General features: G+C 66.3%; 8 protein-coding genes and 1 tRNA gene. 6 read left to right on the top strand and 3 right to left on the bottom strand.

Going from position 1 to position 15,133, the window contains the following annotated elements; genetic code table 11:
* Positions 1–18 precede the first annotated feature (18 nt).
* Complete coding sequence (tig, locus tag MJ8_RS32595; RefSeq protein ID WP_201415644.1) at positions 19–8,949, top strand: trigger factor; 8,931 nt, start codon at positions 19–21, stop codon at positions 8,947–8,949.
* 598 nt (positions 8,950–9,547) lie between these two features.
* Complete coding sequence (locus MJ8_RS27220; RefSeq protein WP_201411697.1) at positions 9,548–10,426, top strand: AraC family transcriptional regulator; 879 nt, start codon at positions 9,548–9,550, stop codon at positions 10,424–10,426.
* 212 nt (positions 10,427–10,638) lie between these two features.
* Here MJ8_RS27220 and MJ8_RS27215 read toward each other — a convergent pair.
* Positions 10,639–10,728 (bottom strand) — tRNA-Ser (locus MJ8_RS27215).
* Between the two features lie 459 nt (positions 10,729–11,187).
* Between MJ8_RS27215 and MJ8_RS27210 the strand changes: the two genes are divergently transcribed.
* From MJ8_RS27210 to MJ8_RS27195, 4 genes are all read left to right on the top strand, one after another.
* Positions 11,188–11,883, top strand: a complete 696-nt coding sequence (locus tag MJ8_RS27210) for a hypothetical protein (protein ID WP_201411696.1) — start codon at positions 11,188–11,190, stop codon at positions 11,881–11,883.
* 83 nt (positions 11,884–11,966) lie between these two features.
* On the top strand, positions 11,967–12,293 hold the full coding sequence (locus MJ8_RS27205; protein WP_201411695.1) for a hypothetical protein: 327 nt from the start codon (positions 11,967–11,969) through the stop codon (positions 12,291–12,293).
* Positions 12,294–12,528: 235 nt separating this feature from the next.
* The gene (locus MJ8_RS27200) at positions 12,529–13,518 is read left to right on the top strand and encodes a BMP family lipoprotein (RefSeq protein WP_201411694.1); all 990 of its coding nucleotides are present in this window, start codon (positions 12,529–12,531) and stop codon (positions 13,516–13,518) included.
* Positions 13,519–13,608: 90 nt separating this feature from the next.
* Positions 13,609–14,046 carry a GNAT family N-acetyltransferase gene (locus MJ8_RS27195; protein ID WP_263649336.1) on the top strand — a complete coding sequence of 146 codons (438 nt, stop codon included), beginning with the start codon at positions 13,609–13,611 and terminating at the stop codon, positions 14,044–14,046.
* A 44-nt stretch (positions 14,047–14,090) separates the two neighbouring features.
* Here the strand turns inward: MJ8_RS27195 and MJ8_RS27190 are convergent, their stop codons facing one another.
* Together MJ8_RS27190 and MJ8_RS27185 are read right to left on the bottom strand one after the other, a co-directional pair.
* A complete protein-coding gene (locus MJ8_RS27190; protein WP_201411692.1) occupies positions 14,091–14,498 on the bottom strand; it encodes a hypothetical protein in 408 nt (135 codons plus the stop codon).
* Positions 14,499–14,520: 22 nt separating this feature from the next.
* The gene (locus MJ8_RS27185; RefSeq protein ID WP_201411691.1) at positions 14,521–14,730 is read right to left on the bottom strand and encodes a SlyX family protein; all 210 of its coding nucleotides are present in this window, start codon (positions 14,728–14,730) and stop codon (positions 14,521–14,523) included.
* Positions 14,731–15,133: the final 403 nt, after the last annotated feature.

The following is a 15,133-nucleotide window of genomic DNA, read 5'->3' as shown; positions in this document are numbered from 1 at the left end:
GGCACTCTGGATGCCGCTGTGAACGGCCCAATCGGTGTTGCAACTGGTACGCTCAGTGGCACGGTCGGCTCGCTGGCCGGCGCCGTCAACGGTGTGATCGGTGGTGCCGGCGGCATCGGTGGTTCGCTCGGTGGAACGATCGGCTCACTCGGGAGCGCCGTGAACGGCGCGATTGGCGGAGCTGGCGGTGCCGGAGGTACGCTCGGTGGTGCCGTTGGTGCCCTGGGTAATGCGCTGAATGGCGCGGTGGGTGGTGCTGGTGGCGGTGGCTCGCTCGGTAGCACGGTTGGTTCGCTTGGTGGTGCAGCGAATGGTGCGGTCGGCTCGGTGGCCAGCGCCGTGAACGGCGCGATCGGCGGAGCTGGCGGTGCCGGAGGTACGCTCGGCGGCGCGGTTGGTTCGCTTGGTGGCGCTGCCAATGGCGCGGTTGGCGCTTTGGGTAGCGCCCTGAATGGCGCGATTGGCGGAGCTGGCGGCGCCGGTGGCACGCTCGGTGGTGCCGTTGGCGCCCTGGGTAGTGCCCTGAATGGCGCGGTCGGCGGAGCCGGCGGCGTCAGCGGTACGCTTGGCGGCGCGGTCGGTACCGTGGGCACTGCGCTCAACGGCGCGATCGGCGGTGCCGGAGGTGCCGGCGGTACGCTCGGCGGCGCGGTCGGTGCTCTGGGTAGCGCTCTGAATGGCGCGGTCGGAGGAGCCGGTGGCATCGGCGGCTCGCTCGGTGGCACGGTCGGCTCGCTTGGCGGTGCCGCCAATGGCGCGGTCGGCTCGCTGGCCGGCGCCGTGAATGGCGCGATCGGCGGAGCTGGCGGTGCCGGTGGCACGCTCGGTGGCGCGGTTGGCGCCCTGAGCAGTGCCGTGAATGGTGCAATCGGTGGTGCCGGTGGTGCTGGCGGTACGCTTGGTGGTGCCGTTGGTGCTCTGGGTGGCGCCCTGAACGGAGCAATCGGTGGTGCCGGTGGAGTCGGTGGCTCGCTCGGCGGTGCCGCGAATGGCGCGATCGGCTCGCTGGCCGGCGCCGTGAATGGCGCGGTCGGCGGAGCTGGTGGTGCTGGAGGTACGCTCGGTGGCGCGGTCGGTGCCCTGGGCAATGCCGTTAACGAAGCAATCGGCGGTGCCGGTGGCATCGGTGGCTCGCTCGGCGGCACGGTCGGCGCTCTGGGTAGTGCCCTGGATGGCGCGATCGGCGGAGCTGGCGGTGCCGGTGGCACGCTCGGTGGTGCCGTTGGTGCCCTGGGTAATGTGCTGAACGGTGCGGTCGGTGGAGCAGGCGGCGTCGGTGGTACGCTCGGTGGCGCGGTCGGTGCCCTGAGTAGTGCGCTGAATGGCGCGGTGGGTGGTGCTGGTGGCATCGGTGGCTCGCTCGGTAGCACGGTTGGTTCGCTTGGTGGTGCAGCGAATGGTGCGGTCGGCTCGCTGGCCGGCGCCGTAAATGGTGCGATCGGCGGAGCTGGTGGTGCTGGAGGTACGCTCGGCGGCGCGGTTGGCGCCCTGGGTGATGCTCTGAACGGCGCGGTCAGCGGAGCCGGTGGTGCCGGTGGCACGCTCGGCGGCGCGGTTGGTTCGCTTGGTGGCGCTGCCAATGGCGCGGTTGGCGCTTTGGGTAGTGCCCTGAATGGCGCGATCGGCGGTGCCGGAGGTGTCGGCGGTACGCTTGGCGGCGCGGTTGGTGCTCTGGGCACTGCGCTGAACGGTGCGGTCGGTGGCGCCGGCGGTGCCGGAGGTATGCTTGGCGGCGCGGTCGGTGCCCTGGGCAATGCCGTTAACGGAGCAATCGGCGGTGCTGGTGGCATCGGTGGCACGCTCGGCGGCACGGTTGGTTCGCTTGGTGGCGCTGCCAATGGTGCGATCGGCTCGCTGGCCGGCGCCGTAAATGGTGCGATCGGCGGAGCTGGTGGTGCTGGAGGTACGCTCGGCGGCGCGGTTGGCGCCCTGAGTAGTGCGCTTAACGGCGCGGTCGGCGGTGCCGGTGGCATCGGCGGCTCGCTCGGCGGTACGGTTGGTTCGCTTGGTGGCGCTGCCAATGGTGCGATCGGCTCGCTGGCCGGCGCCGTAAATGGTGCGATTGGCGGAGCTGGTGGTGCTGGAGGTACGCTCGGCGGCGCGGTTGGCGCCCTGAGCAGTGCGCTTAACGGCGCGGTCGGCGGTGCCGGTGGCATCGGCGGCTCGCTCGGCGGTACGGTTGGTTCGCTTGGTGGCGCTGCCAATGGTGCGATCGGCTCGCTGGCCGGCGCCGTAAATGGTGCGATTGGCGGAGCTGGTGGTGCTGGAGGTACGCTCGGCGGCGCGGTTGGCGCCCTGAGCAGTGCCGTGAATGGTGCAGTCGGTGGTGCCGGTGGTGCTGGCGGTACGCTTGGTGGTGCCGTTGGTGCCCTGGGTGGCGCCCTGAACGGAGCAATCGGTGGTGCCGGTGGAGTCGGTGGCTCGCTCGGCGGTGCCGCGAATGGCGCGATCGGCTCGCTGGCCGGCGCCGTGAATGGCGCGGTCGGCGGAGCTGGTGGTGCTGGAGGTACGCTCGGTGGCGCGGTCGGTGCCCTGGGCAATGCCGTTAACGAAGCAATCGGGGGTGCCGGTGGCATCGGTGGCTCGCTCGGCGGCACGGTCGGCGCTCTGGGTAGTGCCCTGAATGGCGCGATCGGCGGAGCCGGTGGTGCCGGTGGCACGCTCGGCGGCGCGGTTGGTTCGCTTGGTGGCGCTGCCAATGGCGCGGTTGGCGCTTTGGGTAGTGCCCTGAATGGCGCGATCGGCGGTGCCGGAGGTGCCGGCGGGACGCTTGGCGGCGCGGTCGGTGCTCTGGGTAGCGCTCTGAATGGCGCGATCGGCGATGCCGGAGGTGCCGGCGGGACGCTTGGCGGCGCGGTCGGTGCTCTGGGTAGCGCTCTGAATGGCGCGGTCGGTGGTGCTGGTGGCATCGGTGGCACGCTCGGCGGCACGGTTGGTTCGCTTGGTGGCGCTGCCAATGGTGCGATCAGCTCGCTGGCCGGCGCCGTAAATGGTGCGATCGGCGGAGCTGGTGGTGCTGGAGGTACGCTCGGCGGCGCGGTTGGTTCGCTTGGTGGCGCTGCCAATGGCGCGGTTGGCGCTTTGGGTAGTGCCCTGAATGGCGCGATCGGCGGTGCCGGAGGTGCCGGCGGGACGCTTGGCGGCGCGGTCGGTGCTCTGGGTAGCGCTGTGAATGGCGCGGTCGGCGGTGCCGGTGGCATCGGCGGCTCGCTCGGCGGCACGGTTGGCGCTCTGGGTAGTGCCCTGAATGGCGCGATCGGCGGTGCCGGAGGTGTCGGCGGTACGCTTGGCGGCGCTGTTGGTGCCCTGGGCACTGCGCTCAACGGTGCGGTCGGTGGCGCCGGCGGTGCCGGAGGTACGCTCGGCGGCGCGGTTGGCGCCCTGGGTGGTGCCCTGAACGGCGCGGTCGGCGGTGCCGGTGGCATCGGCGGTTCGCTCGGCGGCGCTGTTGGTGCCCTGGGCACTGCGCTCAACGGTGCGGTCGGCGGTGCCGGTGGCATCGGTGGCTCGCTCGGCGGCAGGGTCGGCTCGCTTGGCGGTGCCGCGAATGGCGCGATCGGCTCGCTGGCCGGCGCCGTGAATGGCGCGATTGGCGGAGCTGGCGGCGCCGGTGGCACGCTCGGTGGTGCGGTCGGTGCCGTGGGCACTGCGCTCAACGGCGCGATCGGCGGAGCCGGCGGTGCCGGAGGTATGCTTGGCGGTGCCGTTGGTGCCCTGGGTAATGCCCTCAACGGTGCGGTCGGCGGAGCCGGCGGTGTCAGCGGTACGCTTGGTGACGCGGTCGGTGCCGTGGGCACTGCGCTCAACGGCGCGATCGGCGGAGCTGGCGGTGCCGGAGGTACGCTTGGCGGCGCGGTTGGTGCCTTGGGTAATGCCCTGAACGGCGCGGTCGGCGGAGCCGGTGATGCCGGTGGCACGCTCGGCGGCGCGGTTGGCGCCCTTGGTGGCGCTGCCAATGGCGCGGTTGGCGCTTTGGGTAGCGCCGTGAATGGCGCGATTGGCGGAGCTGGCGGCGCTGGTGGCACGCTCGGTGGTGCCGTTGGCGCCCTGGGCAATGCCCTGAATGGTGCAATCGGCGGAGCTGGCGGTGCCGGAGGTACGCTCGGCGGCGCGGTCGGCGCTCTGGGTAATGCGCTGAACGGTGCAGTCGGCGGAGCGGGTGGCATCGGCGGCACGGTCGGCTCGCTTGGCGGCGCCGCGAATGGCGCGATCGGCTCGCTCGCCAGCGCCGTCAATGGTGCGGTCGGCGGAGCTGGCGGTGCCAGCGGTACGCTTGGTGGCGCGGTCGGTGCCGTGGGCACTGCGCTCAACGGTGCGATCGGTGGTGCTGGTGGTGCTGGAGGTACGCTCGGCGGCGCGGTTGGCGCCCTTGGCAACGCCCTGAATGGGGCGGTCGGAGGAGTTGGTGGTGCCGGCGGTACGCTTGGCGGTGCCGTTGGTGCCCTGGGCACCGCGCTCAACGGTGCGATCGGTGGTGCTGGTGGTGCTGGAGGTACGCTCGGCGGTGCTGTTGGCGCCCTTGGTGGCGCTGCCAATGGCGCGGTTGGCGCTTTAGGTAGCGCCGTGAATGGCGCGATCGGCGGTGCCGGAGGTGCCGGCGGTACGCTTGGCGGCGCTGTTGGTGCCCTGGGCACTGCGCTGAACGGTGCGGTCGGCGGAGCTGGCGGTGCCGGAGGTACGCTCGGCGGCGCGGTCGGCGCTCTGGGTACTGCGCTGAACGGTGCAGTCGGCGGAGCGGGTGGCATCGGCGGCACGGTCGGCTCGCTTGGCGGCGCCGCGAATGGCGCGATCGGCTCGCTCTCCGGCGCCGTCAATGGTGCGGTCGGCGGAGCTGGCGGTGCCGGAGGTACGCTCGGCGGCGCGGTTGGCGCCCTTGGTGGCGCTGCCAATGGCGCGGTTGGCGCTTTGGGTAGCGCCGTGAATGGCGCGATTGGCGGAGCTGGCGGCGCCGGCGGTACGCTTGGCGGCGCTGTTGGTGCCCTGGGCAACGCCCTGAATGGTGCGGTCGGCGGTGCCGGTGGTGCCGGCGGCACGCTCGGTGGTGCCGTTGGCGCCCTGGGTAATGCCCTAAACGGCGCGTTCGGCGGAGCCGGTGGAGTCGGTGGCTCGCTCGGCGGTGCCGCGAATGGCGCGATCGGCTCGCTGGCCGGCGCCGTGAATGGCGCGGTCGGCGGAGCTGGTGGTGTCGGCGGTACGCTTGGCGGCGCGGTCGGTGCCGTGGGCACTGCGCTCAAGGGCGCGATCGGCGGAGCTGGCGGTGCCGGAGGTACGCTTGGCGGTGCCGTTGGTGCCCTGGGTAATGCCCTCAACGGCGCGGTCGGCGGAGCCGGCGGTGTCAGCGGTACGCTTGGTGACGCGGTCGGTGCCGTGGGCACTGCGCTCAACGGCGCGATCGGCGGAGCTGGCGGTGCCGGAGGTACGCTTGGCGGCGCGGTTGGTGCCTTGGGCAATGCTCTGAACGGCGCGGTCGGCGGAGCCGGTGATGCCGGTGGCACGCTCGGCGGCGCGGTTGGCGCCCTTGGTGGCGCTGCCAATGGCGCGGTTGGCTCGGTGGCCAGTGCCGTAAACGGTGCGATCGGCGGAGCTGGAGGTGCTGGGGGTACGCTCGGAGGCGCGGTCGGCGCTCTGGGTAACGCGCTCAACGGTGCGGTCGGTGGTGCCGGTGGCGTTGGTGGTTCGCTTGGCGGTACCGTTGGTGCCCTGGGTAGCACCCTAAATGGTGCAGTCGGTAGCGCTGGCGGTGCCGAAGGCACGCTCGGCGGCGTGGTCGGTGCTGTGGGCACCGCGCTTAACGGCGCGCTCGGCGACGCCGGTGGTATCGGCGGCTCGCTCGGTGGCACGGTTGGCTCACTGGGTGGCCTTGCCGATGGCGCCGTTGGTTCGCTGGCCAGCGCTCTGAACGGCGCGATCGGCGGAGCTGGCGGTGCCGGAGGTACGCTCAGTGACGCGGTCGGCGCCCTGGGCAATGCCTTGAATGGCGCCGGTGGCATTGGCGGCTCGCTCAGCGGAACGGTTGGTTCGCTTGGTGGCGCTGCGAATAGGGCGGTCGGCTCACTCGCCAATACCTTGAATGGGGCGATCGGTGGTACCGGTGGCATCGGCGGCTCGCTCGGCGGCGCCGTTGGCGCCTTGGCCAGCGCCCTGAATGGCGCAACGGGCGATGCTGGCAATGCCGGCGGTACGCTCGGCTCACTCGCCAATGCCCTGAACGGCGCGATCGGTGGCGCTGGTGGCACTGGTGGTGACGGCGGTGTGCTCGGCAGCGCGATTGGCTCGCTGGGCAATGCCCTGAATGGCGCGGCCGGCGGTGCAGGTGGTACCGGTGGTTCCGGCGGTACGCTCGGCAGCGCGATTGGTTCGCTTGGCAATGCCTTGAATGGCTCGGCCGGCGGTGCAGGTGGTACCGGTGGTGCCGGCGGTACGCTCGGCAGCGCGATTGGTTCGCTTGGCAATGCCCTGAACGGCTCGGCCGGCGGTGCAGGTGGTACCGGTGGTGCCGGCGGTACGCTCGGCAGCGCGATTGGTTCGCTTGGCAATGCCCTGAATGGCGCGGCCGGCGGCGCTGGTGGCGGTGGTGCCGGCGGTACGCTCGGCAGCGCGATTGGTTCGCTGGGCAATGCCTTGAATGGCGCGGCCGGCGGTACTGGTGGTACCGGTGGTGCCGGCGGTACGCTCGGCAGCGCGATTGGCTCGCTGGGCAATGCCCTGAACGGCGCGACCGGCGGTGCAAGTGGCGTCAGTGGTTCGCTCGGTGGCACAGTCGGCTCGCTGGGCAGCACAGCTAATGGCACGGTCGGCTCGCTGACCAATGCCGCAAATGGGGCGGTCGGCTCGATCGGCGGTGCCGTCGGCGCACTGGCCAGCGCCGTGAACGGTTTGATCGGCAGCGCGAACAGCATAGTCGGCGGAATTATCGGCTCGATCGGCGGAGGCCTCGGCGGGAGCACTGGCGGAGGCGGCACTGGCGGAGGCGGCACTGGTGGAGGCGGCACTGGTAGTGGCGGCACTGCCGGTGGCAGCACCGGTGGGACCGGTGGCGGCGGCACTGGCGGCGGGATCATCGGGAGCGTCCTGGGAAGCATCGATTGCAACAGTTCAGCTCAGGGCGGCCCACACTGCGGCAGTTCGCTCGACGGTTTGGTCGTCCTCGCGGACAGCCGCAGCCCTGGCGGATACGTCGTCGACGCTGACCTGACCAGCAGCATCCCCAACGGTGCGGCCGGCGGTGCCCGTTCAACTCGCCTGCTTGCCAACGCGGCTGGCGATCCGGTTGGCGGGGCCTCCAACGGTGCGACCGGTGCTGCCGGTTCAGTTCCCCTGCTTGCCAAAGCGACTGGAGGTGCTCCGAACGATGGCATCGGCAGCGGCTCAAATCGCCTGCTTGCCAACGCGGCTGGCAATCCGGCCAGCGGTGCCTCCAATGGTGCAACCGGCAGCAGCGGCGCCGACTCGAAAGGTCTGCTTGCCAACGCGACCAGCGATTTGGCTGGCGGTGCTCTCAACAGCATGGCCAATCGCGCCGGTGCCGGCTCAAACGGCCTGTTTGCCAATGCAACCGGCGTCTCCAATGGTGGGAACGGAGGCGTCGGAGTCGGCTCAGGCGGCTTGCTCGCCTATAATGGCCTGCTTGCCTATGCTGACGGCAATCCGGCTGGCGGAGCCTCCAAGAAGGCAGCCGTTGGCGCCGGCGCCGGCTCGACTGGCATGCTCGCCAACGCGGCCAGCAATCCAACTGACGGTGTCGCCAAAGCTGTCGCCGGCTCAGGTGAACAGCTTGCCAACACGGCATGCAGTTCGGCTGGTGGTGCCTCCAAGGCCGCGGCCGGAAGCGTCGGCGCCAACGCGGATTGCGGCGCCGCCGGCAGTACCCTTGCGGCCGGTACCGGCTCGGCTCAATTGAACCGCGAGATTGTTCCGGCGATCGACATCAAGGACTTCGCCAACATCAAGGTAACGCGCCCGGTGTATGACGTGCCGGCATCCGAGATCGATGAGCAGATCAAGCGTGTCGCCGAAGCGGCTCGCACCTACAAGCCTGCCGACGGCAAGGCCGCCGAAGGCGACCGTGTGACGATCAACTATGTCGGCAAGATCGAAGAAGCCTTTTCCGGCGGGACTGGCGCCAACCAGCCGCTGGTGCTCGGCGCCCAGGATTTCATCCCGGGCTTCGAGGGCCAGCTGATCGGCGCCAAGGCAGGCGATCAGAAGAAGATCACCGTCACCTTCCCGGAGAACTACCAGATCGCCAGTCTGGCCGGTAAGCAAGCGACCTTCGACGTCACCGTCATGGAAGTGGCGAAGCCCGGCAAGCTGGAGATCAACGACGCGACCGCCAAGGCGCTCGGCCTGGACTCGCTGGAGCGCCTGCGCGAAGTCGTGCGCAGCCAGATCGAGAACCAGTTCGGCTCGATAGCGCGCCAGAAGGTCAAGCAGCAATTGCTTGACCAACTCGCCGCTTCCTACCAATTCGAGGTGCCCTCGAAGCTGGTGGAGGCCGAGTTCAACACGATCTGGGCGCAGGTCAACCGGGATCTCAAGGCGACAGGGCGCACCTTCGCCGACGAGGGCACGACCGAGGAGAAAGCGCGTGCCGACAGCATGCGACTTGCCGAACGTCGCATACGCCTCGGCCTGATCCTCGTCGAGATCGGCAAGAAGGAGGGCATCTCCGTTTCCGACGAGGAACTGCAGCGAGGCGTACTCGAGCAGGTGCGTCGCCTCCCTGCCAACCAACAGCAGGCGGCGCTCGGCTTCTACAGCTCCAATCCCGAGGCGCTGCGCACGCTGCGTGCGTCGATCTTCGAGGACAAGGTGGTCGACCACCTGCTCGGTCAGATCTCCGTCACCGACAAGAAGGTGACCAAGGAAGAACTGATGGCCGAGGAAAAGGGGCTCGAAGCCGCCGCTACGCCGATGAAGAAGGCGGCCGCGAAGACGGACGTCAAATAACTCGGCAGCTGGCCATACAAGAGAAAGGCCGCCTCCGGGCGGCCTTTTTTTGGGGCACCGAGGCAGCAAATCTACGCATCAAGAATCCGTTTGCTCAGGGAGCTAGAAGGGTTTTGGCGCTTCTGGCGCAAGTATTGCGGTCCATGCCCTAGATCGTGATGGCGTTTCGTTGAATCGCCCTCGCGATCTAACTTTTTGTTGGAGCATGATCTTTCTCCGAAAACCGGTTCCCACTTTTCGGGATCATGCTCTAATGGCGTTCAGTGGACCTCTGCCTACATAGGCCGAGGTCAACCTGGTCGACGGACTCGGGGGCATCCGAAGCTGCAGCAATTCGAGAAGCGCCGGTAACAAACATGACTTTCGTCATGTCCGAACCTGACTTTTGTCAGGTGCCGTCCTCCGCCGAACGGCTCTATTCCTAGTAATCGTAAGTATCCAAGCAAAGCTTCGGATGTATACGCGAAGCGATCGGGTGGTTGCGATGAACATCCGAACAAGCTGGCCAGAGCGCGTACAATCTCGGTACGAGAGCGTACACACGGAGGCTCGATCCGCCCGCCAAGCGGCGGAAACTGCCTCCCCCCAAGAGTTTCCGGTGAAGGAAATCCACGGCTTTGGCGCGCTCGCTTCCTGCCGGACCCTTCAGACGAGCGCCGGTCGCAATTGGGAAAAAGTGTATCTTTCGATGCAGATTGAAGATCCCAATGACGCAACTTTCCCTGCCAGCCCGCACCTTCTCATCAGGTTGACGAGGTCCGGTTCCGCCAAAATCGTCGCCAACATCGAGGGGCAAGAGCACCGTGCGAACACCCGCCCCGGACATTTGGACATCGTGACGCCCGGCCAGCCGATCCGGCTGAAATGGGACAGGTGCGTCCACACGACACATCTTTATCTGCACGCCACCCTTCTGGCCGAAATCGCTGCCGATCTTGGCGAAACCCGGCCAATCGAAATCTTCAGCAGGTTGGCCTTGACCGACCCCTTGCTTGAGCAGTTGGTCACCGAGATCAGCGAGGCGCTGGAGTTCGACGCCGAGGGGCCGTACTCCTATGTGGAGCATCTGGCGCGGGTCGCGGCGGGCCGAATTCTGCGCAGGTATTCCAATCTACATCCGGCCAATACGGCAGAATATCCGACCGGAGAATTTGATAGTAAGCAGCTCGCCTCCGTTCACGAAGTGATAGAAGCCAGAATGAGCCAGAAGCTTTCCTTGGCTGATTTGGCTGAAAGGAGCGGTTTTTCGCCGGATCATTTCGCTCGCCTTTTCAAAAAGGCTACCGGCAAGACGCCGTATCAATATTTGATGGACAGCCGTATCCAGCGCGCTCGCTACCTGCTGGCGAATACATCGATGCCCATCATGCAAATAGCCGCCGAATGCGGATTTGCCGACCAGGTGCACTTCAACAAGGCCTTCTCGAAAATTGTCGGCCGGCCGCCAGGCGCGTTCCGTCGACTGCCTGCCCAATAAGATGTTGTCGATGCCTGCAACGCAGGCGATCGACAGCGGCTTCGGCAAACAGAAGCGGATACTTCGCTTTCACGGCATCGCCGAGATATGGACCAGGCAGATCCTTGATCATACAACCGTCTGAAAATACAGGGAAATTGGCGCACCATTCGGACTGGGCCGCGCCGGCAGCAACGAATTTTTGAAAATAAACGGTTTTTAGGTGAATGAGCTGGCGGAGAGAGCGGGATTCGAACCCGCGTTACGGTTTCCCGTAAACACACTTTCCAGGCGTGCGCCTTCAACCACTCGGCCACCTCTCCGTCCTTGACATCTCGCGCCGGCCGGTTTCGCCGCGCGGGTTGGGGAGATGCTCCCATGGGAAGTCCTCGACGGATATGTGGTGTGCCTTCAACCGGCAGGCAACCCCTTCCCGCGCCGATAGCCGTCTAGGCAAACAGGCGCGGGGCTCATCTAGTCGATCCGAAAGCGAATGCCAAGCCATAATGGATGGTATTGCAAAGGCTTTCGCCGCGGAAAGGGCGGAGCCGTGGGCCTGGGAAGGGCCGAAGCGTTCGAATGATGTGCACAGGTAAGCCGCCTCTGGCTGGCTGCGCTTGACTTCGGTTCCGCGCGGCTGTCGACTGCCCGAACTGTTTATTTAATGCAATCCGGGTCGGGACGGTTGCGAGCTTTCCCTCCGGTTCAATTTTTGCAGTTCCTGACGGAAAGCCGCGATATGCTTTTCCTGGAATTGCCTGGGCGAGGGGCATCGTCCTGACATGGCGTCGATCGACCAGCAGCCCGCGGGGCGGCCGGATAGCGGGCTTTCCTTCATCCCGGTGGCCTGGCTCGTCATCGTCATGGGGCTGTCGGCCTACGGCCTGATCGCGAACTGGCGGCTGATCGGCGATTTCAGCCTGCCGGAAAATGCGTTCCTGCTCGTCTATGGCGGCTTGACCGGCGGCGTGATCACCATCCTGTGGGGATTGTACCTGCTTGGCCTTGCCTTCAACCGCTCGGCCCGCTTCCCGCGGCATTACACGATCTGGCAGGCCGCCATCATCGTCTGGCTCATCCTGCGCCAGGCCTATGTGTCCTATGCCTTCGTCTTCTCGGTCGAGGCGCTGGGCTTCACCGTGACCGAGATCGCCATCGGCCTGCTCTGCATCTATCTTCTGCGCAACGGCGCGGGGTCCGAGACCGTCTATGCCAATCCGGAGACCGAGCGGCCGCCAGTCTTCGTCTCGATCCTTGCCGCGCTGCTCGGCATCATCCTTGGTGGCGCGGTCGGCGCATTCGGCGGGTTCTTCGCCGGTTCGCTGATCGCCGACTTGACGCATATGAGCTGTTTCGAGGGCGCCTGCGGATTTTTCGCGGCTTTCGTCGGCCTTGGCGGGCTGATCGTCGGCGCGATCGCCGGCGGCATTTTCGCCATCTGGCCGGTGAACCGGCGCAGGCCGGCGCGGGTTCGTTAATTTCGCCGGCCGCGATTGCGCGGGAACCACGCACGCTCTATGTCGGTTGCGGGGTAGACGGAGCGTTCCCGGGGAGAGCGTCGATGTTGCGTTTCATCTTTCGGCTGGCAGCCATGGTTGCGCTGTCGATTGCCGTCATCATGGCGGTGATCGACACGACACGCTCGGTCGCCGCCTCCTCGCTGGTGCTGACGCCGCTCAACGCAAGCTGGCTGGCGGTCTCACCCGATACCCGCGCGGCCTTCGAGACTTTCGTGCGCGCCAAGGCAAGCCCGCTGGTCTGGGACGGCGCCGTCGCCTGGGTGCTCGCGCAACCTGGTTTCGCGGTGTTCGCGGTGCTCGCCTTCCTGCTCTATGCCATCGGCTACCGGCGCAGGCGCCGCGGCGCGGAATTCGCCCCAAGCCCCTGAAGGCTCTTGTTTTGACGCAATCACAGACGGGAGTATGAGGCGAAGGCGCCGAGCCCAACCGCCGGTAACCGCTTTTTCCAACAGGTCAAAATTCCACGTGAATTTTGTTTCGCGCCGTGCCAGATTGACCGCGAGCGGGAGGGGAAAAACACTTCCTGCCTGACGTCGCAGGCCTGCCGGAGAACCGGGCCGGCGGGCGGCGCAAACGGAAAATAACCGACAGGGTGTGGATCACATGAAACGTATCGTTCTCGGCCTTCTGGCCGCAACCGCAATGGTTCTTCCGGCTTTCGCCGCGGATGTCCAACCGGCCATCCTCTACGATCTCGGCGGCAAGTTCGACAAATCCTTCAACGAAGCCGCCTATCACGGCGCCGAGAAGTTCAAGGCCGAAACCGGCGTGGCTTATGTCGAATTCGAGGTCTCCAACGCCTCGCAGCGCGAGCAGGCGTTGCGCCGTTTCGCCGAGGATGGCCGCAACCCGATCGTCATGGCGGGCTTTGCTTGGGAAGACGCGTTGAAAGCGGTCGCGAAAGATTATCCCGACCTGAATTTCGCCATCATCGACGATGCCGTCGACCTGCCCAATGTCCGCTCGCTGGTGTTCAAGGAGAATGAAGGCTCCTATCTCGTCGGCATCCTGGCGGCGATGGCGTCGAAGTCGAAGAAGGTCGGCTTCGTCGGCGGTATGGACATCCCGCTGATCCGCAAGTTCGAATGCGGCTATGTCGGCGGCGCCAAGTCGGCCGGCGCGACCGACGTCATCCAGAACATGACCGGCGACACGCCGGCCGCCTGGAACGACCCGACCAAGGGCGGCGAGATCGCCAAGACGCAGATCGACCAGGGCGCCGACGTGATCTATGCCGCCGCCGGCGGCACCGGCGTCGGCGTGCTGCAGGCCGCGGCGGATGCCGGCAAGCTCGGCATCGGCGTCGATTCCAACCAGAACGGCCTGCAGCCCGGCAAGGTGCTGACCTCGATGATGAAGCGCGTCGACGTTGCCGTCTACAACGCGTTCATGGACGGCAAGAACGGTACCTTCAAGGGCGGCGTCCAGAATCTCGGCCTCAAGGAAGGCGGCGTCGACTATGCCATGGACGACAACAACAAGGCGCTGGTGACCGACGAGATGAAGGCGGCTGTCGAAAAGGCCAAGGCCGACATCATCGCCGGCAAGGTGCAGGTGCACGACTACACCGCCGATAACAATTGCCCGTATTGATCGGCAGTTGAACCAAGCTTTGAGCCGCCGGGCTATGGCCCGGCGGTTTCGTTTTTTGGAGACTCGGCGATGAGGCCGATAATCGAAGCGATGGCCGAGGACGACATCGAACAAATAGCGCGGCTTCGGGTCAAAGCTTTCTTCGAGGGCACGGGCCGGATGCTTGACGAAGACATGGCCGGACTGCGCGGGCTGATCACCGGCGATGGCTTCGAGGCGGCTTTCGTCGCCCGCCAGCGTGGCCGGCCGATCGGGAGCTGCCTGCTCGTTCGCGACGAGATCGACTCGCCGCACAATTTAACGCCATGGTTGGCCGGTCTGGTCGTCGAGGAAACCTATCGAGGCGGCGGTGTCGGCACGGCACTGGTCAAAACCGTCGAGGCCCACGCCGCGTCGGCCGGTATCGGCATGCTCCACCTCTACACCTGGCAAGCGCGCGGCTTTTACGAAGCGCTTGGATGGTCGGCGGTCGAGACTTTCGAGCAGGACGGCGCGCCGATGCTTCTGATGTCGAAGTCTCTGCTTTGACGCAATTTCGGACGGAAGACCGCCAGCACTTTTATGGATTGCTTTTATAGCGTGCCGGCGAGATAGCCGAGCGCAAAGGCGGCCAGCAGGGCAAGCGCGATGACTAAGCCCAGCCTGCCGCCAAGCGAATGCAGGCCGACGCCGTAGGGCTTGCGCTCGAGCCGGTGGATCATCGGCGGCGACGGTTCCGTCTCTGGATCGGCGACGGCGGCCAGCCGCGTCTGCATCTGCGGCAGTTCGGCAAGGCGTTGCGTGACCAGCTCCCAGCGGTTGTCGCGCTCGTCAGGTCCCGCGGGATCGAAGGCGCGCAAGCGTTCGGCCAGCCGCAGCACCGTGTCGCGAAAGGCGGGATCGATCTGAAGGTCGCGCTCGGCGCGGGCGCGTTCCCTGTCGTTCATCAGGCCAAAGACATAGTCGCCGGCTCTGGCGACACGGTCGCTTTCACTGGACATTGCCGTCTTTCCCCATGGCGCCTCACCAATGCGGCGGCTTGGTCACCGGAACATCGGGAGCGGTTTGTTCTTCCAACTCCAGGAACCGGTCCGTCAGGACGGCGAGCTTGCGCTCCATGCGTTCGATCACCTTCCACTGCTCGGCGATCTGGCCGGACAGTTCCTCGATGGTCTTTTCCTGCTCCGCGGCGCGGATTTCCAGCGTCGTCAGCCGATCGTCAGGCATGGCCATGCAAAACCGAACCCTTGCGAATGTGAAGCCTTCATCAAGCATTTCACCGTTTCACGGAAACGGTGAAATGCTCTATCTCCTTGCTTTTAGCAATTCCGGGCGGAAAACCGCTCACACTTTTCCTGGAATTGCTCCAGATCGTGATGGCGTTTCGTTGAATCGCCGTCACGATCTAACTCTTCATTGGAGCATGATCTTTCTCCGAAAACCGGTTTCCACTTTTCGGGATCATGCTCTAGGCAGATATTCGCGGGATGCCCGCGATTATCTGCTTATGCTCTGTTGGTTCTCGCAGGTTCCGATCGCAAAACCGTGGGACACTTTTGCGGACCTGCTCAGGTTCGAAATTGACAAGGGCGCGGGGATTTGTCGAGAGTGAACGGCCGATTGGCATAAGCGGGGC

It is taken from the genome of Mesorhizobium sp. J8 (genome assembly GCF_016591715.1).
Taxonomy (GTDB): Bacteria; Pseudomonadota; Alphaproteobacteria; order Rhizobiales; family Rhizobiaceae; genus Mesorhizobium.
Note: the sequence above shows the minus strand (reverse complement) of the source record. Positions and strands in the feature narration are given on the sequence as shown.